Here is a 22028-nt window from a genome sequence, read left to right as displayed (position 1 = left end):
CCGGATTTAGGCAAACATTGCTTATAAATCAAAATTTTGCAGCAAACCCACCCTGTGTCTGAAGCCTTGGCGAGACTGTGCGCCAATTGTGGATAAATTTCGACGCCAAAACATCCCCCGCTTATCCACAAGTTACGGCACGTCTTATCAAGAGCTTGTGGCTGGATCCGGGCCGAACCTCAACCGGTAAGGGTCCGGATGAGCTGCTCCCAGTCCTGCCGCATGCGTGCATCGGTCTCGCACAGCTTCTTGATCGTCCGGCAGGCATGCAGGACGGTCGTGTGGTCCCGCCCACCGAATGCTTCCCCGATCTCGGGCAGGCTGTGCTCGGTCAGTTCCTTCGCCAGCGCCATCGCCATCTGCCGCGGACGCGCCAGCGAGCGCACGCGCCGTTTGGACAACAGGTCCTGCAGACGCACGTTGAAGTACTCGGCGACGATCTTCTGGATGTTCGGTACCGTGACAGCCTGGGCGTGCGTAGCCAGCAGGTCGCGCAGGGTTTCCTCCGCGAAATCGGTGGTGATCGGTCGACCGAAGAAGTTGGCCTTGGCCGCGAGCGTGTTGAGCGCGCCTTCCAGGTCACGAACGTTGGAGCGGATACGCTTGGCCAGCAACATCGCCACGCTCTCGCTTACCTGCACGCCCTTGTCCTGCGCCTTGGACAGCAGGATCGCGGCGCGCGTCTCGAAATCAGGCGGTTCGATCGCCACAGAAAGGCCCCAGCCCAGCCGCGACTTCAGCCTCGGCTCGAGCTTGTCCACTTCCTTCGGGTAGCGGTCGCAGGTGAGGATGATCTGCTGTTTGGACTCGAACAGCGCGTTGAACGTGTGGAAGAACTCTTCCTGCGTAGTGTCCTTCCCGGCAAAGAACTGAATATCGTCGATCAGCAGGGCGTCGACCGAGCGGAACCGTTGCTTGAACTGGTCCATGCTCTTGGTCCGCAGCGCCTCGATCATCGAGCCGACGAACTGCTCGGAGCGCAGGTACAGCACCTTGAAGTCCGGGTTGTGCTCGCGCATCAGATTGCCCGCGGCATGCATGAGATGGGTCTTGCCCAGCCCGGTGCCCCCATACAGCAGCAGGGGGTTGTAGGCGCGTCCCGGGTTGGTCGCCACCTGGATGGCAGCCGCTTTGCCGAGCTGGTTGGACTTGCCCTCGACGAAGGTCTCGAAGGTGTAGTGCGGGTCCAGGTTGTGGACGAACGGCGCGCCCTGAGGGACCTGGGCCACTGCCGCCGGGCGTGCGGGGGCAGTGGCCGACCCAGATCGCGTCGTCGGGGCGCGTGAGGTGTTCGACCCGACTTCGAGACGCACCTCGAGCACATGCCCGGTGAGCTGTTCGATCACCGCTTCGATCCGCGCCAGGTAGCGGTCGCGAACGGTGTCCAGGGTGTAGGGGTTCGGGGCGAACAACTGCAGCCCGGTATGCGCGTCCCGCGCTTGCAGGGGCATCAGCCAGGTGTGCAGTTCGTCGGCGCCGAGCTCGCCTTCCAGACGCTCGAGGCAGCGCCGCCAGAGATCACTCATGAATCGTTCTTTCAACCACGGCAGGGGCGCTTGCGCGCAGGGTGGACGCGAAAGTCTAACAGCACCATCCACCGCGAATGGCAGATTTATCCACACCCCCGTCCACAGCCCGGACGAGGGGCTATTTGACAGCAGGTCAAGCAACTCCGCATAATTTCCAACCTTTTTCTCACCATTAATCAGGAGGAAGCCATGAAGCGGACCTTCCAGCCCAGCAAGCTCAAGCGCGCCCGCACCCACGGCTTTCGTGCCCGCATGGCCACGGCCGACGGTCGCAAGATTCTCAATGCGCGCCGCGCCAAGGGCCGCAAGCGCCTGATCCCGTAAGCGGCGCGCAAGCCATGCGTGCCGCCGGCCTGCCGCGCGAGGCGCGGCTTCGCCGCGCCGGTGATTTCGCCGCTCTGCGCCACGCCAGCGGCCGCCTTGGCGGCCGCTGTTTTTCTGTGCGGTATCGACCGAACGATCACGGCCACGCCCGGCTCGGCCTGGCGATCTCGAAGCGAGTTTCCAAGCGCGCGGTCGAGCGCAACCGCATCAAGCGTCTTGTGCGTGAATCATTCCGCCGCATTCGCCACCAATTGCCCGCGATCGACCTCGTGGTGATGGCGCGCGAGCAAGCTGCACACTTGCCCGGAACGGAATTGCTGGCCGAGCTTGACCTGTTGTGGCGCAAGCTCCTGCCGTTGAAGCCCGATCCCGCGGCCGGCACAATCGCGCGTTGACCTATTTTCTTCCGTCGCCGCGCCTTGGCGACGCGCCCACCGGACCTGCCTCGCGATGAACCAAACGCGTACCTTCCTCCTGTTTGCCCTGGTGGCCGTGGCCTACCTGCTGTGGAACGCCTGGGAAAAGGACTACGGTCCGCAACCAGCCGTACCCGCCGTGGCGGCCGCAGGCACCGCCGCCGCACCGGCAGCTGCGACCACCGCTGACGGAAGCGTTCCGGGTGCGTCCGTGCCGACCACGCCAGCGCTGCCGTCGAACGAGGTGGCCAAACCGGCCGCCGGCGACAAGACACAGCTGATCACCGTTACCACCGACGTGCTGCGGCTGACCATCGACACCCGCGGCGGCAGCCTGGTCCGCTCGGAACTGCTGGACTACCCGGTTACACCGCGTACGAAGAGGGATCCGGATCCCGCGCCGATCCGCCTGCTCGACGATACCGGCTCGCATTTCTTCGCCGCCCAGGACGGTCTGATCAGCGGCACCGGCCCGGCGCCGGACCACCGCGCGCTGTTCCAGTCGACGCAGGCCAGCTACACGCTGGCCAACGGCCAGGACGCGCTCAACGTGGACCTCACCTGGACCGACCCCTCCGGCCTGAAGGTCATCAAGCGCTACACCCTGCACCGCGGCAGCTACGTGGTCGACCTGAGCCAAAAGATCGACAACGGCAGCGCCAAGCCGTGGACCGGCAACGCCTACCGCCAGCTGCAGCGTGTGGTGCCGCCGGCTCCGGTGCACAGCAATTTCCTGGCGAAGTTCTCCGACCAGTCGCGCTACAGCTTCTTCGGTGCCGCGTGGTACAGCCCGGAGCACAAGTTCGACAAGCTGGCCTTCGACAAATTTGCCAAGGAGCCGCTGAACCAGCCGGTCACCGGTGGCTGGCTGGCGATGGAGCAGCACTACTTCGTCACCGCCTGGCTGCCGCCGGCGAGCGAGGCCGACACCTTCTCCAGCACGGTGATCAACGACCAGGACGGCCCACGCTATCTGGTGCGCGACATGGGCCCGTCGATCACCGTGGCGCCGGGTCAGAGCAGCACCACCGATGCCCGCCTGTACGTCGGACCGAAGCTGCGCGAGCAGCTCGGCGCGCTGGCGCCGGGCTTCGAGCTGGCTTTGGACTACGGCATCTTCTCGATCGTCGCCAGCCCACTGCACTGGATCCTCTCCCACCTGCACCACCTGGTCGGCAACTGGGGTTTCGCGATCATCCTGCTGGTGCTGCTGATCAACCTTGCGATCTATAAGCTCAGCGAGGCGCAGTACGTTTCCGCCGCGCGCATGCGCAAGCTCAAGCCGCGGATGGACGCGCTGAAGGAGCGTTACGGCGACGACAAGCAGAAGATGCAGCAGGCGATGATGGAGCTGTACAAGAAGGAAAAGATCAACCCGGTCGCCGGTTGCCTGCCGATCCTCATCACCATCCCGATCTTCTTCGCTCTGTACACCGTGCTGCGCGAGAGCGTGGAGCTGCGCCAGGCACCGTTCATCGGCTGGATCCACGACCTGTCCGCGGCCGATCCGTACTTCGTGCTGCCGGTGCTCTACATGGGCGTGATGCTCATGACCCAGTGGATGATGCCGACCCAGCCGGGCATGGACCCGACGCAGGCGAAGATGATGAAGTTCATGCCGCTGATGTTCGGCGTGATGTTTGCCTTCTTCCCTGCTGGCCTGGTGCTGTACTACATCGTCAACGGCCTGTGCCGTCTGGCGCAGCAGTGGTGGGTCACGCGACGTATCGATCGCGCCGAGGCCGCCAAGGCGCTGGCCAGCCGCTGATCCGGACGGCCCGCCCCTGGCGGGCCGTTCCATGTCGGGAGTCCTCCGCGTGAATGCCACCGCGAACCACGACACCATCGCTGCCATCGCTACCGCAGCAGGCGCGGCCGGTGTCGGCGTGGTGCGGGTGTCCGGGCCGGGCGTCCCGGCAATCGCGCAGGTCCTTCTCGGCCGTGCGCCGACGCCGCGGCATGCGCACTTCGCCGCCTTCCGCGGCGCCGACGGCGAGCTGATCGATCGCGGCCTGCTGCTGTACTTCCCGGCCCCGCATTCCTACACCGGCGAACACGTGCTCGAATTGCAGGGACACGGCAGCGTGGTGTTGCTCGACGCCTTGCTGCGCCGGGTATGCGCGCTAGGTGCGCGACTGGCCCGACCCGGCGAGTTCACCGAGCGGGCATTCCTCAACGGCAAGCTCGATCTCGCCCAGGCCGAGGCGGTCGCCGATCTGGTCGCGGCCCGCTCGCAAGCAGCGGCCCGGGCCGCGCTGCAGTCGATGGAAGGCGCTTTTTCGCGCCGGGTGCTCGATCTGCTGCAGCAACTGATCGACCTGCGCGTGCACGTGGAAGCGGCGATCGACTTTCCCGAGGAAGAAATCGACTTTCTCGCCGATCCGGCCATTGCCCGGAAACTGCAGGAGTTGCGCGCCGGGCACGCGGCATTGCTGCAAGAGGCCGAACGCGGGGTGCGGCTGAGCGACGGCCTTCGGGTGGTCATCGTCGGCCGGCCGAACGCGGGCAAGTCCAGCCTGCTCAACGCGCTGGCCGGACGGGATCGCGCCATCGTCACATCGATCGCCGGCACCACCCGCGACGTACTGCGCGAAACCGTGTGGCTCGACGGCATCGCGCTGGAGCTGGCCGATACCGCGGGGCTGCGCGATACCGAGGACGAGGTCGAGCGCGAAGGCGTGCGCCGTGCGCATGGCGAACTGGCCATGGCCGACGTCGCGTTGCTGGTGACCGAACAGGCGCACCACGCGGAGGACCTGGCCCTGCTGACCTCGCTCCCGCCGGACATCACGCGCGTGGTGGTGGTGAACAAGATCGACCGCGATGGCGGGCTTCCCGCCACCGGGACGGTGGACGCGATCCAGACGCTATGGCTGTCGGCGCGTACCGGTCTCGGCGTGGATGCACTGCGCGAGGCGTTCAAACGGCTCGCGGGTCAGACCGGTGGCGAAGGTGCCTTCAGCGCGCGCCGCCGCCACGTCGACGCGTTGCGGCGGGTCGGGAACCGACTGGCTCAGGCGGCCCACGCGCTGGGTGCGTTGCGCGCGGGTGAGCTTGCCGCGGAAGAACTGCGCCAGGCCCAGCACACGCTGGGCGAGATCACTGGCACGTACACCAGTGACGATCTGCTCGGCGCGATCTTCGGCTCGTTCTGCATCGGCAAGTAGCGCCTGTTCGCGCCCAGCGCCGCGGATCAGGCGATGGCGAGCCCCGCCGTTGCCTCGCGCAAGCGGCGCCAGTGCCGCCATGACACCAGCGCGTTGATCCAGTACACCGCGTACAGCGCCGAGGTGAGGTACAGACCGCGGCTGAAATACAACGGTACGGCGATCGAGTTGACCAGCAGCCAGAACGGCCAGTTCTGTACGCGCCGACGCATCATCAGCAACTGCGCGACGATGCTGAAGGCGAGCACGGTCGAGTCCAGGAACGGCGCGTAGGCATTGGTGAAGCGGCGCAGCAGCAGGCCATAGAGCGCGGCCCCGGCGGCGCCCGCCAGCATCTGTCCGAGAAGGTGACGCGGCGGCAGGTCGGTCACCGGCAGTTGCTCGCCGTCGCGGCCGTGCAGCCATTGCCACCAGCCGACGACGCTGGTGCCGACGAAGAACGCCTGCAGCACCACGTCGGCATACAGCCGGCTGTGCAGGAACACGATGGCGAACAGGCTGCAACCCACGATGCCGGTCCACCAGGTGTGCACGCTGTTGCGTCCGGCCAGCAGGATCGACGCCCCGGCCAGCACGTTGGCAGCGATCTCCAACGCACTCACGCGCTGGCCTGGCCGGCGAGAAACGCATCAAGCTCGACCCGGCGGGGCATGCCGCCCTGGGCGCCGAGCCGGGTCACCGACAGTGCGGCAGCGGCGCAGGCCTTGCGCACGGCGGTCTCGAGTCCCTCGCGCAGGAACACCGCCAGCGCACCATTGAAGGTATCGCCGGCGCCGGTGGTGTCGACCACGTCCACGGCGAACCCGGCCTGGTGCCGCGGTTCGCCCTGCTCGCGGTACCACGCGCCCTCGCCGCCCCGGGTCAGTACCACGGGGCAGGGCGCGCGCCGTATCAGTTCGCGGAAGTCGGTCCGGCCCTCGTCACCGAGCACGGTCGCCAGTTCATGCTGGTTGGGCGTGAGGTAGCGCACTCTTGCCAGCCATTCCGTCGGCAGCGGCTGGGCCGGCGCCGGGTTGAGGATCACCGGCACGTCGAGCGACCGGCCGAGCCGGACGGTCGCCTCGACGCTTTCCAGCGGAATTTCCATCTGCACCAGCACCGCGTCGGCGCGCTCGATGTGCGCCCGCGCGGCCTCGACCTGGGCCGGTGTGACATGGGCGTTGGCGGCCGGAACCACGACGATCTGGTTGTCGCCTTCGGCCACGGTGATCGATGCCGTGCCGCTGCCGACGTCATCACGCCACGCCACGTGGGTCGTGTCCACGCCTTCCTCGGACAGCCCGCGGGCGAGCTGTTCGCCGAACGCGTCGCGTCCCAGCGCGCCGACCAGCGCCACTTCCGCGCCGAGTCGCGCCGCCGCTACCGCCTGGTTGGCGCCCTTGCCGCCCGGCACGGTGAGGAAGCGTTCGCCCAGCAGCGTCTCCCCCGCCGCGGGGAAGCGCGGCGCCAGCGTCACCAGATCCATGTTGATGCTGCCCACGACGACGATGCGGGTCATGCGCACTCCGGAAAGCGATCAGGCCGTCCAGCATACGCGATGCCGATCGCGTGCCGTGCCTACTCGCCGTCCGCGGCGCTGCTGCCCTGCCGTTTCTGCTGACGGCGTTCCTGCAGTTGCTGCTTCCACTGCGCGTACTTCTGCTTCTGGCTGTCGGTCAGCACCGACTGGATCTGCGCGTCGGTGTCGCGCTGGATCGAGCGGAGCCGGTCGCGTCGCACCCGCTTGTCCATCGACGGGTCCTGCCGCAACTGGGCCAGCTGCTGCTGGCGTTGCGCGATCACCGGCGCCAATGCGGCGGCCTGCTGCGGGCTCAGGTCGAGCAGGCGGCTGAGGTGCCGGACCTGGCGCTGCGGATCCTTTTCGACACGGGCACCGGCGGGCGGCGTGGTGGATGCATCCTGCGCCATGGCCTGGACGGACACCAGGCCGAAGCCGAGCAGTGCGATGAATATCAGCGGACGGGACATGGCCGGCTCCTGCGTGGGAAGGTTCCTCCCGAACGCCCTTCCGTGCGGTGGGTTGACCCGCTCAGGCGGCGCTTCCCTTGAGGTAGCGGGCCATCCCGGCCGCTGGTCCGCGAGACGGCTGCCGGGCGGGAACCACTGGCGCAGCCGAACGCGGCGCCAGGCTGCGGCGGCCCGCCGGTGCTGCCCGGGCGGCGGGCAAGGCGTCGCTCCCAGCCGACCTTCAGTCGAGGAAGTTGCTGCGCAGCAGCTCGCCCACCTCGTCGCCGCGACCGCTCAGCACGGCCTTGGCCGAATAAAGCGCGGTATGCAGCACCTGGCCGGGTTCGATCTTCGGCGGCATCACCAGTTCGTAGCGGTTGACCCTCACGTCGATCAGGGCCGGCCCGGGTCGCGACAGCACGTCCTGGATCGCCTCCTCCAGCGTGTCTGCGCCTTCCACCCGCCGGCCGTAGATGCCCATTGCGTCGGCGAGACGGGCGAAGTCGGGGTTCTTCAGGTCGGTATAGGCGTCGAGCAGACCTTCCACCTTCTGCTCCATCTCGACGAAGCCGAGCGAACCGTTGTTGTAGACGACCACCTTGATCGGGATGTCTTCCTGCACGGCGGTGAGCAGGTCGCCCAGCAGCATGGCCAGGCCGCCATCGCCGCACAACGCGATCACCTGCCGCTGCGGCAGGGCCTTCTTGATGCCGAGCGCCGAGGGCATCGCGTTCGCCATGGTGCCGTGGACCAGGCTGGTGAGCGTCCGTCGCCGGCCGTTGCTGCGCACATGCCGCAACAGCCACACCATCGGGCTGCCGCCATCGGCCGTGAACACCGCATCGTCGTCGGCGTGGCGATCGATCAGTGCCGTCAGGTACTGCGGATGGACCAGCCCGTCGTGACCGGCATGCTCTTCGCCCCGCTCGCGCCCGCGCGTGTCGGCGCGAAGGCGCAGGCTGTTGCGCAGGAAGGCGTGATCCTCACGCGGATGCAACCGTGGCAACAACGCCTGCAGCGTCTCGCGCACGTGGCCGACCACTGCTAGGTCGACGGGATGGCGGCGGCCCAGGTGGGTGGCGTCGCTGTCGACCTGGATCAGGGTGGCCTCATGTGGGTAGAACTGGCTCCAGGCGAAGTCCGCACCGAGCAGCAGCAAGGTGTCGCAGGCGTCGATCGCGCGGAATCCCGAGGGTTCACCGATGATGCCGGTCATGCCGACGTTGTAGGGGTTGTCCGGCTCGATGAAATCCTTGGCGCGCGAGGTATGCGCCACCGGCGCCTGGATCTTCTCGGCCAGTGCGACCACTTCGTCGTGCGCACCCTCGCAGCCGGAGCCGCAGTAGATCGTCACGCGCTTGCCGGCGTTGAGCCGTTCGGCGATCGCATCCAGTTCGGCGTCGCTGGGACGCAGCACCGGCTGCGGCTGGTGCGGCCGGAACGGCAGGCCCTCGTCCACCTCGGCGCTGCTGATGTCGCCGGGCACGATGATCACCGCCGCACCGCGGCGGTTCAGTGCCGCCTGCGCGGCCTGCGCGGTGACCCTGCGCGCCTGCGCCGGATGATGGATGTAGCTGCAAAAGTGACTGCAGGTGTCGTAGATCGCCTTCAGATCCACTTCCTGCGGGAAGTCCATGCCCATCTCGGCGGTCGCCACCTGGGTGGCGATCAGCACCACCGGTGCGCGATTGCGATGAGCCTCGAACAACCCGTTGACGAAGTGCAGGCTGCCCGGTCCACAGGTACCGGCACAGGCCGTCAGCCGTCCGGTGATCAGCGCCTCCCCGCCCGCGGCCATGGCGCCGGCCTCTTCGTGCCGCATGTGCACCCAGGCGATCGGACTGCGGCGGATCGCATCGGTGATGTGGTTCAGCGTGTCACCCACGATACCGTAGCAGCGCTGCACGCCGGCCTCGGCCAGCGTCTCGATGATGATGTCGGCGACCTTCTTCCTGGACATGGGGCACTCCGCGTCGATGGGCGATCGCCCCATTGCAACGCCGGTCCCGGCAAGCGGGAGTGAACGTTGCCGCCATCGTCCGGAGGGCGCGCACGAAAAAGCCCACCGTTTCCGGTGGGCTTCGTGTGGCGCTGGTGTGGCGGCCTTACTGTGCGCGACCGACGCCGGAATCGCCCTGCTCCAACGGTGGCGGATCGCCGGCCACGGCCAGCAAAGACTGTGCGTAGCCATCCTGGATGCTGATGGTCGATACCTCGTCCCAGGCGAAAAACGAGGGCTCTCGCAGCCACTCCGCGTCCGGAGTGATTTCCTGCATGTTGAAGCCGTCTTCCTCCACGCCGAGTACCCGCCCGACGTAGCAGACCTCCGACTCCTCCTCGCTGTCCACGTGCACGCCGACCACCGGCGAGAGCAGGCCGGCGGCCTGCACTACCTCGCGGATGCCGTCCAGGGGGAACTGGCGTGGCACCCGCGGCACGATGTGCTTGACCGCCAGCGCGCGTTCGATGAACGAGTGGTGCGCATCCGGCGCCTCCAGCTCGGTGACGTCGCGGTGGCGCATCACGTACAAGCCATCGTAGGTGATGGCATCACCGACCACCCAGAGCAGGAAGAACTCCCGCCCCACGCCGGCCACGTAGCCGCAGAAGCTGCCGTGTTCCAGGTCGCCGCGCCACAGCCGCACCAGTTGCTGCCGCTGCTGCGCTTCACGCAACTGCGCCCGCTGACCGGTGATTTTGAGTTCGATGACCTTGCCCATGGCAATCATTTTAGCAGACTGGGACAGCCCGGCTTGTTCAGAGTATGTAGCGGCTCAGATCCTGGTCCTCGACGAGACTACCGAGCGTTTTGTCTACAAATTCGTCGTTGATCAGGTATTTTTCGCCGCTCTTGTCCGCAGCCTCGTACGAGATGCTCTCCAGCAGGCGCTCCATCACGGTGTGCAGGCGGCGGGCGCCGATGTTCTCGGTGCGCTCGTTCACCTGGAAGGCCACCTCGGCCAGCCGGTCGATCCCCGACCCGGCGAATTCCACCGTCACGCCCTCGGTTGCCAGCAGAGCGACGTATTGCTTGGTCAGCGCGTTGTTCGGCTCGCGCAGGATCCGCTTGAAGTCGTCCACCGACAGCGCCGACAGCTCGACCCGGATCGGCAGCCGGCCCTGCAGCTCGGGAATCAGGTCCGAAGGCTTGGCCAGCGAGAACGCGCCCGAGGCGATGAACAGCATGTGGTCGGTCTTGATCGGACCGTACTTGGTCGACACGGTGGAGCCCTCGACCAGCGGCAGCAGGTCGCGCTGCACGCCCTCGCGGCTGACGCCGGAGTGGCCGTAGTCGCTGCGCTGGGCGACCTTGTCGATCTCGTCGATGAAGACGATGCCGTGCTGCTCGGCGGCTTCCACGGCCTGGGCACGGATCTCCTCGTCGTTGAGCAGCTTGCCCGCTTCCTCGTCGATCAGCAGCGGCCGTGCCGCCCTGATCGCCAGTTTGCGCTTCTGCGTCTTGGCGCCGCCGAGGTTCTGGAACATCTGGCGCAGCTGGGCGCCCATCTCCTCCATGCCCGGTGGCGACATGATCTCCACGCCCACGTTCATCGCTGTCTCCAGCTCGATCTCGCGTTCGTCCAACACGCCCTCGCGCAGCTGCTTGCGCAGCTTCTGCCGGGTGTCGCTGTCGATCGACGGCGTGGCTGCAGTGTCGTGGCTCCAGTCGGCCGGCGCCTGGCGGCGTGGCAGCAGGGCGTCGAGGATGCGGTCCTCGGCACGGTCCTCGGCCTGGGTGCGTACGCGCTTGACCGCCTGCTCGCGGGTCAGCTTGTAGGCCACGTCGGCGAGGTCGCGGATGATCGACTCGACGTCCTTGCCGACGTAGCCGACCTCGGTGAACTTGGTCGCCTCGACCTTGACGAACGGCGCGTTGGCCAGCGTGGCCAGGCGCCGCGCGATCTCGGTCTTGCCTACCCCGGTGGGGCCGATCATCAGGATGTTCTTCGGCGTCACCTCGTTGCGCATCGCCGGTTCCAGCTGCATGCGGCGCCAGCGGCTGCGCAGGGCCACCGCCACGGCACGCTTGGCGTCGTGCTGGCCGATGATGTAACGGTCGAGTTCGTTGACGATTTCGCGGGGGGTGAGTTCGGACATGGGGCACCGGTCGGTGGGGACTGGCGGGACCGCCGTCCCGGCCCGGGGCCGGAACGGCGGCAGCGGGGAGCGCTCAGAGCTCTTCGATCACCGCGTTGTGGTTGGTGTAGATGCAGATGTCGCCGGCGATCTTCAGCGATTTCTCGACGATGTTGCGGGCATCGAGGTCGGAGTTCTCCAGCAGCGCGAGCGCCGCGGACTGGGCGTAGGGTCCGCCTGAGCCGATCGCGATCAGGCCTTGCTCGGGCTCCAGCACGTCGCCGTTGCCGGAAATCAGCAGCGAGGTGTCCTTGTCGGCCACCGCCAGCATCGCCTCGAGCTTTCCATAGCGACGGTCAGTGCGCCAATCCTTGGCCATCTCCACCGCGGCGCGGGTGAGGTTGTTGCCGTGCTTTTCGAGCTTCTGCTCGAACAGCTCGAACAGAGTGAACGCATCGGCGGTGGCACCGGCGAAACCAGCCAGCACGTCACCTTTGCCGAGCCGGCGGATCTTGCGGGCGTTGGCCTTCATCACCGTGTGCCCCAGGGTCACCTGACCGTCGCCGCCGATCACGACCTTGCCGTGGCGGCGCACCGAGACGATGGTGGTGGCGTGGAACGATTCCATGGCAGCTCCGCGAGACAGACGAACGGTCTCAGTGGGGTTCGGAGCTGGCGATTGCAAGCGCGGCGAGTCCAGCCCGCGCTTAGTTCACGGCCCGGCTTTCGGACAGGGCATCCAGGAAGGATTTCGCGGCCGCGACGGCTGGCGCCACGTCGGACGGATCGACGGCGATGGCGCCGTCGAGCGGGCCGTATGGTCGGTAGCGCTCCAGATTGGGCCGGGTGAACAGGCCCAACGTGGGCGTGCCGCTGGCGCAGGCCAGATGCATCACGCCGCAGTCGCCACTGATGTAGCCGTCGCATTGGCGGATGAGTGTCGCCATCCGGCGCACATCGCTGGAAAAGTAGGCCGGCAGCTTTCCCTCGAGCTGCGAGCAGCCGTGCGCAGCCACCATTTCGATGAAGCGCAGTGAAGGATCGTGTTGCTGCAGCGCCTCAATGAACTGCTGCCACCACTTGCCGGGCAGTCGTTTGTTGCCCGTGGCATTGGGAAAGATCGCCACCACCGGCCCGCGGGGGGGCGCCTGTTCGAGCAGATTGTCGAGCGTGGCGCGTCCGTCCTGTATTTCATCGGCGCGCAGTTTCATGCACAACCGGGGCTGCGGACGTTCCGGGGCGCCCGCCCCGGCCACGAGCGCATGCCGCAGCGCGTGCACCGCATCGAGGGCGAAATGGCCCGGGGCGCTCGACCACACCGCCTGCCACGCAGGGCCGGCCTGGCGCTGATCCCGGGCATCGAATGGCGGTGCTATCCAATGTCGTGCGCCGCTCCAGCGCATGAGCAGGCGGGCGGAGTGCGACCCCTTCACGCAGTCGATAGCGAGGTCGTAGCGGGCGCGACGCATCGAACGGATCGCCCGCCACAGGCGCCAGGGATGGTGACCAGGGCGGCGGGTGAGCTGATAGATGCGGCGGACCTGGCGAAAGCCGGCAAAGATGTCCGGGGCGGCCTCGCAACCGGTGACCACGTCGACCTCGGCGCCCGGGAAATAGCGCTCGAGTTCGCACAGCAGCGGCGTGATCAGCAGCGTGTTGCCCAGCCGGTGGTTGGGGCGAAGCACCAGGATCCGGTGGATGCCGCGGCAAGCCAGCCCGCCGACCGGTACGCGTCCACCTGTCATGGGCGGTGACGACGGTCCGAACTCCCGGGATGCGGGGGATTGTGCCAACGGGTTGTCCGGGGAGACGACGGGAACCATCGGCAGCCATGCTGAGCGGAGGGTGTCCGGGAGTGTCCACGTTCCCTGCTTTCAGGCCGCTTGCGTCATTCCGTCGCCAACCTTTCGCCGCCGGATTTACTTGCGTTTGGCACGCGGATGGGCCGCGTCGTAGACGCGGGCCAGATGCTGGAAATCCAGGTGGGTATAGATCTGCGTGGTGGCGATGTCGGCATGGCCGAGCAACTCCTGCACCGCTCGCAGGTCGCCGGAAGACTCCAGCATGTGGCTGGCGAAGGTGTGCCGCAGCAAGTGGGGATGGACGCGCTTGGCGCTCCCCTGCTGCAGCGCCAGCGTCTTCAGGCGGGCCTGCACCGTCCGGGGGCTGATCGGCGCGCCCGCTCTGCCCCGGAACACCGGCGAGGCAGGGCTCATGCCTTCGGCGGCAGCCAGCGCCCGCAACGCTTCCACCGCCTGGCGGCCCACCGGCACGATGCGGGTCTTGCGGCCTTTGCCGAGCACGCGCACCTCGCCCCCCTCCAGGTCCAGGTCCTGCCAGTGCAGCCCGCACAGTTCGGACAGACGCAGGCCGGAGGAATAGAACAGCTCCAGCATGGCCCGGTCGCGCAGACCAAGCGGGCCTTCCTGCCCGCCGTGTTCGATCAGGCTGGCCGCTTCGTCCACATCGAGCACCTGCGGCAACTTGCGGTGCACCTTGGGTCCCCGTACCCCGAGTGCGGGGTCGTGGTCGAGCCGACCCTCCCGTGTGAGGTGGCGAAACAGGCTGCGACAGGCCGAAAGCAGGCGCTGCAGGCTTTTCGGCGAGAGTCCGGCGCGGTGTTCGGCGGCGACGAAACGGCGCATGGCGTGGACGTCGAGCCGGTCGAAGCCGGCCAAATCCTGTGCCTTCATGTAGCGCAGCAGCTTGTCCAGATCGCGCCGGTAGCCGGCCAGGGTATGTGGCGATGCCTGCCGTTCGTCGGCCAGCCGTGCCAGCCACGCCTCCACCTGCGATCGGGCGGGGGCGGCCGATGTCCGGGTCATGGCGACGGACTCAGCCGATGTCGCGTGCCCGCGCGAGCGCGGCGGTGATCGTGGTGGCGATCATCTTCAGGAACAGCGTGCCCATGCCCGGCTGGAAATGATCGGGATTGCTCGAGCCGATCGCCAGCAGGCCCAGTTCGCCCAGCGGCATCACTGCCGCAGAGCGCACGTTTTCCGCACGCTGACCGAACAGCCGATACAGGCGTTCGGCCGACAGGCGTCCGGCGATCGGCTCGTGGTGGGCCAGGAAGTCCGCGAACTCCGGCAACCCCCCACGCCCCTCCGGCACGTGCACCAGCCAGTCCGCGGGCGGCAGCGTGGCCGGTCCGAACAGCACCAGCCGGACCTGCTCGGTCTGGAAGTCGGCGCTGAGCTTGGCGATCACGCTGCGCGCGGTAACCTCGGGCGTGTTGGCGCGCAGCAGGGTGATGGTCAGGTCGTGCACCCGCTTCATCAGCGTTTCGTTCTCGCTGGCGATGGCGATCAGCTCGGCCAGCCGGCCCTCGAGTTCGGCGTTCTTCTCGCGCAGGCTCTGCAGCTGGTACACGGCCAGCGACGCGGCAGCCCCCTGCTCGCGGGGCAGCGTGAGTTTCGCGGCAAGGTCGGGATAGTCGGTCAGGAAGTCGGGGTGGCGGCGCAGGTAGGCGGCCACCTGCTCGGGCTGCAGCGTCGGCTCGGTCACGCTGTCGGTCATGCGGGTCGATCCTCGGGCACGTCGGGGACAGGGCGCAGCATCTTTCGCCGCGCGAACGCACCGAGTCTGCGACCTGCGCCGGCGAACATCAACGCTGCGTCACGCCGGCCACTCGCCCTCGAACACGAAGGCGGCCGGACCGCGCATCCACAGCGTGTGGCCGGGGCCGGACCAGGTGATCGTGAGCGAGCCGCCGGGCAGATCCACGCGTACTTCGGTGTCCACCAGGCCACGCCGCCGCAGCACCGCCATCGCCGCACAGGCCCCGGTGCCGCAGGCCAGCGTCCAGCCGGCACCGCGTTCGTGCACGCGCAGCCGGATGTGGTCGCGCGCCAGCGGCTGGGCGAAGCCTGCGTTGACCTGTTGCGGAAAATCCGGGTGCGTGGTGATGCGCGGCCCCAGCGCATCCACCCTCGGGGCATCGGTGTCTTCCACCAGCAGCACCGCGTGCGGATTGCCCATCGATGCCACGCCGATGGTCAGCGTGTCGCTGCCCACGATGAGCGGATGACTGTCGACGTCGCGCGCGCGCTGGAACGGTATGCGCGACGGCTGGAAAGCCGGTTCGCCCATGTCCACCGCCACGTCCAGCGGAGCCTGCAGCTGCACCGCGACCGGGCCGGACGGACTCTCCAGCCGCACCGTCCGGCCCAGCGGTAGCGCCCCGGCGCGGTGCAGCCAGGCAGCGACGCAGCGCGCGCCATTGCCGCACTGGCCGGACGGCGAGCCGTCGGCATTCCAGATGCCGTAATAGAAGGCGCAGGACGGATCGCGCGCCGGCTCGATGGTCAGCAGCTGGTCGAAACCAACGCCTTTGCGACGATCCGCCATGGCGCGGACCAACGCGACATCCGGGACGGAAGGATCGTTTCGGCGGTCGAGCACGACGAAGTCGTTGCCGATGCCGTGCATCTTGGAAAAGCGCAGCTTCATGCGCCGGGAGCCGCTTCAGCGCGAGCCGGTCGATGCCGGCGCGCTCGTCGCCGGCGCCGGCGACGAGCTGCTTGCGCCAGCGGGAGTCACCGGCACGCTCGTGGCGGAGGCGGGCGCCACCGGCCTCGCGGGCAGCACCAGCGGACCCTTGTTGCCGCAACCAGCCAAGGCGGCTGCGGACAGGGCGGCCAGGGTGGGCAGGAGCAGACGGCGCATGCGGGATTCCTCGAATAAGAGACCGCGAGTATAGCCATCCGCCGCTGCCGGTCAGGGCTTGCTGCTGGTGTCCCGCTGGGCCTCGCCGACGGTCACCGTGCCCTCGTACTGCGCGTCGCGCACCTTGAAGTAGAGCTTCGGGTCCCATTGTTCGGGCGAGGCCATGTCCGCGCTGCCACACCCTGCCCCACGCAACCCGACCCGGGCTGCGCGCATGCAATTCACGCCCTCGGTCTGCGACGGCCCGACCGCTACCGTATGCACGCCGGGATCGTCGCCCAGGCGCGAGCCGGTGAGCTGGGTGCGGTAATAACGCAACTCCCCGATCATCCGCGGCTTCGCGTGCACGTCGGCATAGGTCCTGGCCAACTCGTCGCGCATCGCCAATGCCTGCTTGCGCTGGTCGCTGGACAGGTTCTTCCAGATGCCGTCGCGGGTCGCCTCGAAACGGGGATAACCGCGCTCGGCGGCCAGTGCCGTCCACGCCCAGGCTTTCACCGGATCGCGCGCGACGCCCTGGCCGTTGAGATACATCAGGCCGATGCTGAGCTGGGACACCTTGTCGGCGTAATAGGCGCCGATGGTGAACAGCCGCATCGCCGCCGCGTAGCGGCCGTGCGAGTAGGCAACCATGCCCTGGTACTGGCCGAACTGGTCGGGATGTCCCCAGGTGCTCGCTTCGGCCATGCCGTCGAGCAGGGCGCGCACCTGGGGATCTTCCGGTGGCTTCGGTGGCTGGCTGGCGGCTTGGGCGAAACCGGCCGTCCCGGCCAGCACGAAAACGGCAACACACATCCTGCGCATGGCGAACCTCCTTGGTCGCTGGGGAGCATCGGCTAACCTACGCCCGGGAGTCGCGGCCGGCAACACGCCGATGGTCACGGCCTGAACCTGTCCTGTCGCTGGAGTGATCCGTGAACTGGGAGCATCTGCTCGCTCTGCCTGCCACCCTGCTGTTCGTGGTCGCCGCCGCGCTGCTGCTGTTGGCGTTGACCGCTGCCGCGGGTGGCCGTCGTCACTGGCGAGACCGGCGGCACCTGCGTGCCTCGCTGGCGCTCGTGCTGACTCTGGCCTGGCTGGTGCTGGCACTGGGCTCGTTCACGCTGGGATGGAGCTTGCGGGGTTACCGCAAGCTGGTCGCCGAAGTGCCGGTGGTGGCGGTCGACGCACGCATCCTGTCGCCCCAGCGCTGGGCGCTCACCCTGACCTGGCCGGACGGCAGCTCGCGGGTGGTCGAGGTGGCCGGCGATGCCTTCCGGGTCGAGGCGATCGTGCTGAAGTGGAAGCTGCCGGCGCTGCTCGCCGGCGCCCCGCCGGTATACCGGCTCGACCGCATCGACGGTCGCTATGACGATGCCCGCCAGGAGCAGGAGGCGCCGCGTACGGTAATCGACTTCGCTCCCTCCGGTGGCTTCGACCTGCTGACCCTGCGCAAGGAGCTGCCCGGCTGGCTACCCGAAGTGGATGCCGTGTTCGGCAGCGGCGCGTTCCTGCCGCTGGTCGACCGGGGCCACTACGAGGTGTCCATGATGCGCACCGGCGCGCTGGTGGCTCGTCCGGACGACGCGACCGCACAGCGGATGCAGGAACTGCTGCGCTAGTCAGCGCGTCGCCGCGTCCAGCGGCCGCGCGTAGCGCCAGGCGTCCGCGCCGTCCTCGTAGTAGCCATCGATGCGGGCGAAGCGCTGGTAGCCGAGTCGCTCGTACAGGCGGATCGCGCTGGCGTTGTCGGTACGCACTTCCAGCCGCAGTTCGGTGCAGCCGCGCTGGCGTGCAGTGCGCTCGGCTGCCGCCAGCAGCGCCGATCCGACCCCCTTGCCGCGCGCCTCGGGCCGGCTGGCCAGCGAATACAGTCGAGCGACCCGGCTGCCCTTGCGGAAGAACACCACGGCCGTGCCGAGGAAGCGCCGATGGTTGGCACTGGCCACCAGTATGCTGGCGCTTCCGCTGTCCAGGTGGCGGCGATACTGCACCCGGCTCATGCGGTCGCTGTCGAAGGTGGCGTCTTCCAGTGCCACCAGGTCGTCCAGGTCGGACAGCTCGGCGCGTCGCACGCGCACGTCAGCGGTGGCGGGCGCAGGCGCGGCGTCATGGGCGGGGCGGGTAGCTCTGTTCAGGGCGGTCGATCCAGACAGGGAAAGCGCGAAGGTTCGCGCCACGGGTGTGGGGCAGCCGTGACGAGCGCGGCACTTTAGTGCAGCGACGCTTGCGCTGCACCGGTCCGGCTGGCTTGGCCACAGGCGGTTTAGTCGTCCTTCAGTGGACCGGTTTGTACGCCCGCGGCGCTATGCCAAACTGCGCGCCTTGTGCCGCGCCGCCCGCTCACGGCCTGCGACGGGGCCTCCCTCTCACGCGTGTTCTCGAGGTGTCATGACCCGCCTGGTCATCGTTGTGGAGAAAGCCTCGGACTGGGGCTCGTACTACCCGTCGGTGGACGTGGTCAGCGCGATGGACTACCTGCGCGAGCCGATCGGCACCGACGACGAGCGCACCCACGTCATCAACCTGTGCCGCAGCTACAAGTACCTGGGCACCGGCTACTACGTGTCGCTGCTGGCCGAGGCGCGCGGGCACCGCGTGATGCCCTCGGTGCGCACCATCAACGACCTGCGCCGGCGCTCGCTGTACGGCCTGGACATCGACGACCTCAACAGCAAGCTCACCCACTTCCTGCCGGCCGGCGGTCGCGACACCACCGACTTCGGCATCCTGGTGTACTTCGGCGAGACTGCCTACCCCGCGCTGCAGGATCTGTCGCGCCAGGTGTTCGAGATGTTCCCCTGCCCGCTGCTGCGGATCGAGTTCGAGCGCGAGCGCGTGTGGCAGGTCGCCTCGATCAAGCCGGTCGGCCTGCACACGCTGGACGACGCCCAGGAAGACGCCTTTGCCGCCGAGCTGGACCGCTTCTCCAAGAAGCTCTGGCGCAAGCCGCGGGCGCGCAAGCGCTACCGCTACGACATCGCCATGCTGGTCGATCCGAACGAGGCGATGCCGCCGTCGAACAAGAAGGCGCTGAAGTCCTTCGTCGAGGCCGGCAAGGAGCTCGGCATCGAGGTCGATCCGATCGGCAAGAACGACTACCAGCGCCTGGCCGAGTACGACGGCCTGTTCATCCGCGAGACCACCGCCAGCGACAACCACACCTACCGCTTCGCCCACCGCGCGGAGAAGGAGGGCATGGTGGTGATCGACGACCCCGCCTCGATCCTGCGCTGCACGAACAAGATCTTCCTCAACGACCTGATGGTCTCGCGCAAACTGGCGGTGCCGCGCACGGAGATCCTCTACCGCGAGAACACCAAGGGACTGAAGGAGATCGGCGAGAAGCTCGGCTTCCCGATCGTGCTGAAGATCCCGGACGGCTCGTTCTCGCGCGGCGTGGTGAAGGTGGAGGACGCCGCGGCGCTGGAGAAGGCCGCCGGCGAGCTGTTCCAGCACAGCGCGCTGCTGCTGGCGCAGGAGTTCCTCTACACCGAGTTCGACTGGCGCATCGGCGTGCTCAACCGCGAGCCGCTGTACGCGTGCAAGTACTACATGTCGCGCGGCCACTGGCAGATCTACAACCACGGCGCGAAGGGCACCGCCAAGTCAGGCGGGTTCGAGACGATCCCGGTGCGCGACGTGCCGTCGGACGTCCTGAAGCTGGCGCTCAAGGCCACCCACGCGGTCGGTGACGGCCTGTATGGCGTGGACCTGAAGCAGGTCAACGGCAAGCCGGTGGTGATCGAGGTGAACGACAACCCGTCGATCGACGCCGGCGTCGAGGACGTCTACCTCGGCGAGGACCTGTATCGCCGGATCATGCAGGAGTTCCTGCGCCGGCTGGAGCACAAGCGGCTGGGCATCGGCCGCTGAGCCGGCTCAGGCGTCGATCGGCGCGCCGGCGAACCCCGCGGCCAGCAGGGTCGCCGTCTCGCCCGGCGGCAGCGGCCGTCCGAACAGATAGCCCTGGCCGATGTCGCAGCCGGCCTGCACCAGCCAGCGCGCCTGCTGTTCGCTCTCCACGCCCTCGGCCACGGTGTGCAGGCGCAGCTTGCGGGCCAGCGCGATGATCGCCTCGGTGATCTCGCGGTCGTGGTGCGAGGCGTCTGCGCCGTGCACGAACGACTGGTCGATCTTGATCGTGCGCGCCGGCAGCTGGCGCAGGTGGCTGAGGCTGGAGAAGCCGGTGCCGAAGTCGTCGATGGCGATGCGGAAGCCGAGCGCTTCCAGTTCGCGCAGGTGGCGCAGCGTGGTGTGTACGTCGGTCATCGCCGCGGTCTCGGTGATCTCGAACTCGATCGCGTGGCGGTCCAGTCCGGCCTCGGCAAGCGTGCGCAGCAGCGACGGCACGAAGTTGACGCCCTGGATCTCCTGCATCGACAGGTTGATCGCCACCGGCACCAGCGGCAGGCCCTCGGCGCGCCAGCGCGCGATCTGCCCGGCCACCTCGCGCACCACGCGTTCGCCGAGACGGGCGATCAGGCCGCAGTCCTCGGCCAGCGGGATGAACATCGACGGCGGCAGGTGCCCGCGGGTCGGATGCGCCCAGCGCGCCAGCGCCTCCAGCCCGACCAGCCGACGCGAGCGCAGGTCCACCTTCGGCTGGTAGCACACGCGCAGCTCGTCGCGGCCCAGACCCTCGCGCAGGTCGGTGGACAGCGCCAGCCGCTCGCTGGCGCGGGCGATCATCTGCGGTTCGTAGAAGCAAAAGCCGGCCTTGCCCCGCTCCTTGGCGGCGTACATGGCGATGTCGGCGTGGCGCAGCAGTTCGGTGGGCTCGGCGCCATCGTCGGGGAACACCGCCACGCCGATGCTGGGCGTAGCGGTCACCTTCTGCCCGGCCACCAGCACCGGGGCGCCGACGCGGGCGAGGATCTTCTCGCAGATCGCGCCGAGGTTCTCGCGGTTGCGGAACCGTTCCAGCACCACCACGAACTCGTCGCCGCCGAAGCGGGCCACCGTGTCGCGCGGGCGCACGCTGGCGCTCAGCGCCTCGGCGACGCGGCGCAGGAACTCGTCGCCGGCCTCGTGGCCGAGGGTGTCGTTGATCGACTTGAAGCCGTCCAGGTCGATGAACATCACCGCCACGTCCTGCCCGTCGCGTCGCGCCTCCGGCAGCAGCTCCTGCAACTGCGCGAGCACCTTGGCGCGGTTGGGCAGGGCGGTGAGCGCATCGTGGAAGGCCTGGTGCACCAGCGCCTGGCGCGCCGACTCCAGTTCGCCGCGGATCTGCGCCGCCTGCCGCGCCAGCTCGCGCTGCGCGAGCTGCACCACTGCGGCCAGCAGCAGTACCAGCGCGGAGATCACGAATGCCGCGGCGCCGGGCACCTGTGCCGGAGGGCGCATCGCCGCGTCGGGCGCGAGGGCGTTACCGGCGACCGGCAGCGCTGCGATGGTCAGACCGAGCAGCACCGCGGCGCTCCACACCCGCGGCGCCGGGGGCCGCCGCTCGCGCCAGGCCAGCGCGGCCATCGCGCCGCCAGCGCCGAGCAGCAGCATGCACGCGAGGCAACTGGCCATGCCCGGGCGGTCCAGCCGCTGGTCGAAGGTGGTGGCGAGCACCAGGCCCGTGCCGAGCAGAATGCCGGCGAGCCAGGCGCGTCCCCGTGCGGCCTGGCACAGCGCCAGCACGGCGCTCGCCCAGGCGATGCCGCCGGCCACGGCCGCACGCGCGCCGCCCAGGCCGGAGGTCCCGGCGTGGCCGAGGTACTGCGTGGTCCACACACCGACCGCCAGCACCGCCGCGCCGAACCCCAGCCACAACATGGCCACCGCACCGCGCGCGGCAGCCACTCGCGGGATCGTGTCCAGCGCGAGATAGGCGTGCAGGGTGGCGAGCGCGCCCAGCAGCGCGGGCAACCAGAGGTTGTGAGGTAGTGCCATGCGGCCCCGTGTTCACGCCCGGGGCCGCATCCCCG

The 22028-nt window shown here is 68.3% G+C and carries 22 protein-coding genes; 6 read left to right on the top strand and 16 right to left on the bottom strand.

The window, feature by feature from the left end; all coding sequences use genetic code 11:
- Positions 1 to 179: 179 nt before the first annotated feature.
- Complete coding sequence (gene dnaA / locus NC595_RS01840) at positions 180 to 1526, bottom strand: chromosomal replication initiator protein DnaA (protein WP_253564494.1); 1347 nt, start codon at positions 1524 to 1526, stop codon at positions 180 to 182.
- Between the two features lie 192 nt (positions 1527 to 1718).
- Between dnaA and rpmH the strand changes: the two genes are divergently transcribed.
- Genes rpmH through mnmE form a run of 4 tightly spaced genes read left to right on the top strand, consistent with a single transcriptional unit; the run spans position 1719 to position 5436 of the window.
- On the top strand, positions 1719 to 1853 hold the full coding sequence (gene rpmH, locus NC595_RS01835; RefSeq protein WP_008211413.1) for a 50S ribosomal protein L34: 135 nt from the start codon (positions 1719 to 1721) through the stop codon (positions 1851 to 1853).
- A 14-nt stretch (positions 1854 to 1867) separates the two neighbouring features.
- Positions 1868 to 2248 (top strand): ribonuclease P protein component, encoded by a 381-nt coding sequence (gene rnpA, locus NC595_RS01830; protein WP_253564492.1) that lies wholly within the window; start codon positions 1868 to 1870, stop codon positions 2246 to 2248.
- 55 nt (positions 2249 to 2303) lie between these two features.
- Positions 2304 to 4037: a membrane protein insertase YidC gene (gene yidC, locus NC595_RS01825; protein WP_253564489.1), complete on the top strand. Its 1734-nt coding sequence runs from the start codon at positions 2304 to 2306 to the stop codon at positions 4035 to 4037.
- A gap of 49 nt (positions 4038 to 4086) precedes the next feature.
- Entirely contained in the window at positions 4087 to 5436 is a 1350-nt protein-coding gene (gene mnmE, locus NC595_RS01820) for a tRNA uridine-5-carboxymethylaminomethyl(34) synthesis GTPase MnmE (RefSeq protein WP_253564488.1), read from the top strand.
- Positions 5437 to 5462: 26 nt separating this feature from the next.
- On the opposite strand, the gene pnuC is transcribed toward mnmE, so the two are convergent.
- The 13 genes from pnuC to NC595_RS01755 all read right to left on the bottom strand — a co-directional run bounded on the left by pnuC (position 5463) and on the right by NC595_RS01755 (position 16932).
- Entirely contained in the window at positions 5463 to 6038 is a 576-nt protein-coding gene (pnuC, locus tag NC595_RS01815) for a nicotinamide riboside transporter PnuC (protein WP_253564486.1), read from the bottom strand.
- Positions 6035 to 6934 carry a ribokinase gene (rbsK, locus tag NC595_RS01810; RefSeq protein ID WP_253564484.1) on the bottom strand — a complete coding sequence of 300 codons (900 nt, stop codon included), beginning with the start codon at positions 6932 to 6934 and terminating at the stop codon, positions 6035 to 6037. Before rbsK ends, pnuC begins: the two co-directional genes overlap by 4 nt.
- A gap of 59 nt (positions 6935 to 6993) precedes the next feature.
- Positions 6994 to 7404: a hypothetical protein gene (locus NC595_RS01805; protein ID WP_253564483.1), complete on the bottom strand. Its 411-nt coding sequence runs from the start codon at positions 7402 to 7404 to the stop codon at positions 6994 to 6996.
- Between the two features lie 220 nt (positions 7405 to 7624).
- Positions 7625 to 9343 (bottom strand): thiamine pyrophosphate-dependent enzyme, encoded by a 1719-nt coding sequence (locus NC595_RS01800; protein WP_253564481.1) that lies wholly within the window; start codon positions 9341 to 9343, stop codon positions 7625 to 7627.
- Between the two features lie 145 nt (positions 9344 to 9488).
- Entirely contained in the window at positions 9489 to 10103 is a 615-nt protein-coding gene (locus NC595_RS01795) for a hypothetical protein (protein WP_063673418.1), read from the bottom strand.
- A 37-nt stretch (positions 10104 to 10140) separates the two neighbouring features.
- Positions 10141 to 11481, bottom strand: a complete 1341-nt coding sequence (hslU, locus tag NC595_RS01790; protein WP_253564478.1) for an ATP-dependent protease ATPase subunit HslU — start codon at positions 11479 to 11481, stop codon at positions 10141 to 10143.
- A gap of 73 nt (positions 11482 to 11554) precedes the next feature.
- A complete protein-coding gene (hslV, locus tag NC595_RS01785; RefSeq protein WP_253564477.1) occupies positions 11555 to 12088 on the bottom strand; it encodes an ATP-dependent protease subunit HslV in 534 nt (177 codons plus the stop codon).
- A 79-nt stretch (positions 12089 to 12167) separates the two neighbouring features.
- Complete coding sequence (locus NC595_RS01780; protein ID WP_253564476.1) at positions 12168 to 13283, bottom strand: glycosyltransferase family 9 protein; 1116 nt, start codon at positions 13281 to 13283, stop codon at positions 12168 to 12170.
- A gap of 96 nt (positions 13284 to 13379) precedes the next feature.
- Positions 13380 to 14285: a tyrosine recombinase XerC gene (gene xerC / locus NC595_RS01775; protein WP_253564475.1), complete on the bottom strand. Its 906-nt coding sequence runs from the start codon at positions 14283 to 14285 to the stop codon at positions 13380 to 13382.
- Positions 14286 to 14295: 10 nt separating this feature from the next.
- Complete coding sequence (locus NC595_RS01770; protein WP_253564474.1) at positions 14296 to 14979, bottom strand: DUF484 family protein; 684 nt, start codon at positions 14977 to 14979, stop codon at positions 14296 to 14298.
- 99 nt (positions 14980 to 15078) lie between these two features.
- A complete protein-coding gene (gene dapF, locus NC595_RS01765) occupies positions 15079 to 15912 on the bottom strand; it encodes a diaminopimelate epimerase (protein ID WP_253564472.1) in 834 nt (277 codons plus the stop codon).
- 15 nt (positions 15913 to 15927) lie between these two features.
- Positions 15928 to 16128: an LPS translocon maturation chaperone LptM gene (gene lptM, locus NC595_RS01760; protein WP_253564469.1), complete on the bottom strand. Its 201-nt coding sequence runs from the start codon at positions 16126 to 16128 to the stop codon at positions 15928 to 15930.
- A gap of 51 nt (positions 16129 to 16179) precedes the next feature.
- Positions 16180 to 16932: an SEL1-like repeat protein gene (locus tag NC595_RS01755; protein ID WP_253564467.1), complete on the bottom strand. Its 753-nt coding sequence runs from the start codon at positions 16930 to 16932 to the stop codon at positions 16180 to 16182.
- A 110-nt stretch (positions 16933 to 17042) separates the two neighbouring features.
- Here NC595_RS01755 and NC595_RS01750 point away from each other — a divergent pair, with 110 nt between their 5' ends.
- Entirely contained in the window at positions 17043 to 17729 is a 687-nt protein-coding gene (locus NC595_RS01750) for a hypothetical protein (protein ID WP_253564466.1), read from the top strand.
- Here NC595_RS01750 and NC595_RS01745 read toward each other — a convergent pair whose 3' ends face one another.
- Complete coding sequence (locus NC595_RS01745) at positions 17730 to 18188, bottom strand: GNAT family N-acetyltransferase (protein ID WP_253564464.1); 459 nt, start codon at positions 18186 to 18188, stop codon at positions 17730 to 17732.
- Positions 18189 to 18498: 310 nt separating this feature from the next.
- On the opposite strand from NC595_RS01745, the gene NC595_RS01740 reads away from it, so the two are divergent.
- Positions 18499 to 19983, top strand: a complete 1485-nt coding sequence (locus NC595_RS01740; RefSeq protein ID WP_253564462.1) for a RimK family protein — start codon at positions 18499 to 18501, stop codon at positions 19981 to 19983.
- Between the two features lie 6 nt (positions 19984 to 19989).
- On the opposite strand, the gene NC595_RS01735 is transcribed toward NC595_RS01740, so the two are convergent.
- Entirely contained in the window at positions 19990 to 21993 is a 2004-nt protein-coding gene (locus NC595_RS01735; protein ID WP_253564461.1) for a putative bifunctional diguanylate cyclase/phosphodiesterase, read from the bottom strand.
- Between the last annotated feature and the right edge of the window lie 35 nt (positions 21994 to 22028).

It is taken from the genome of Dyella lutea (assembly GCF_024158035.1).
Lineage (GTDB): Bacteria > Pseudomonadota > Gammaproteobacteria > Xanthomonadales > Rhodanobacteraceae > Dyella_A > Dyella_A lutea.
This window is presented reverse-complemented; position numbering and strand designations above follow the sequence as displayed.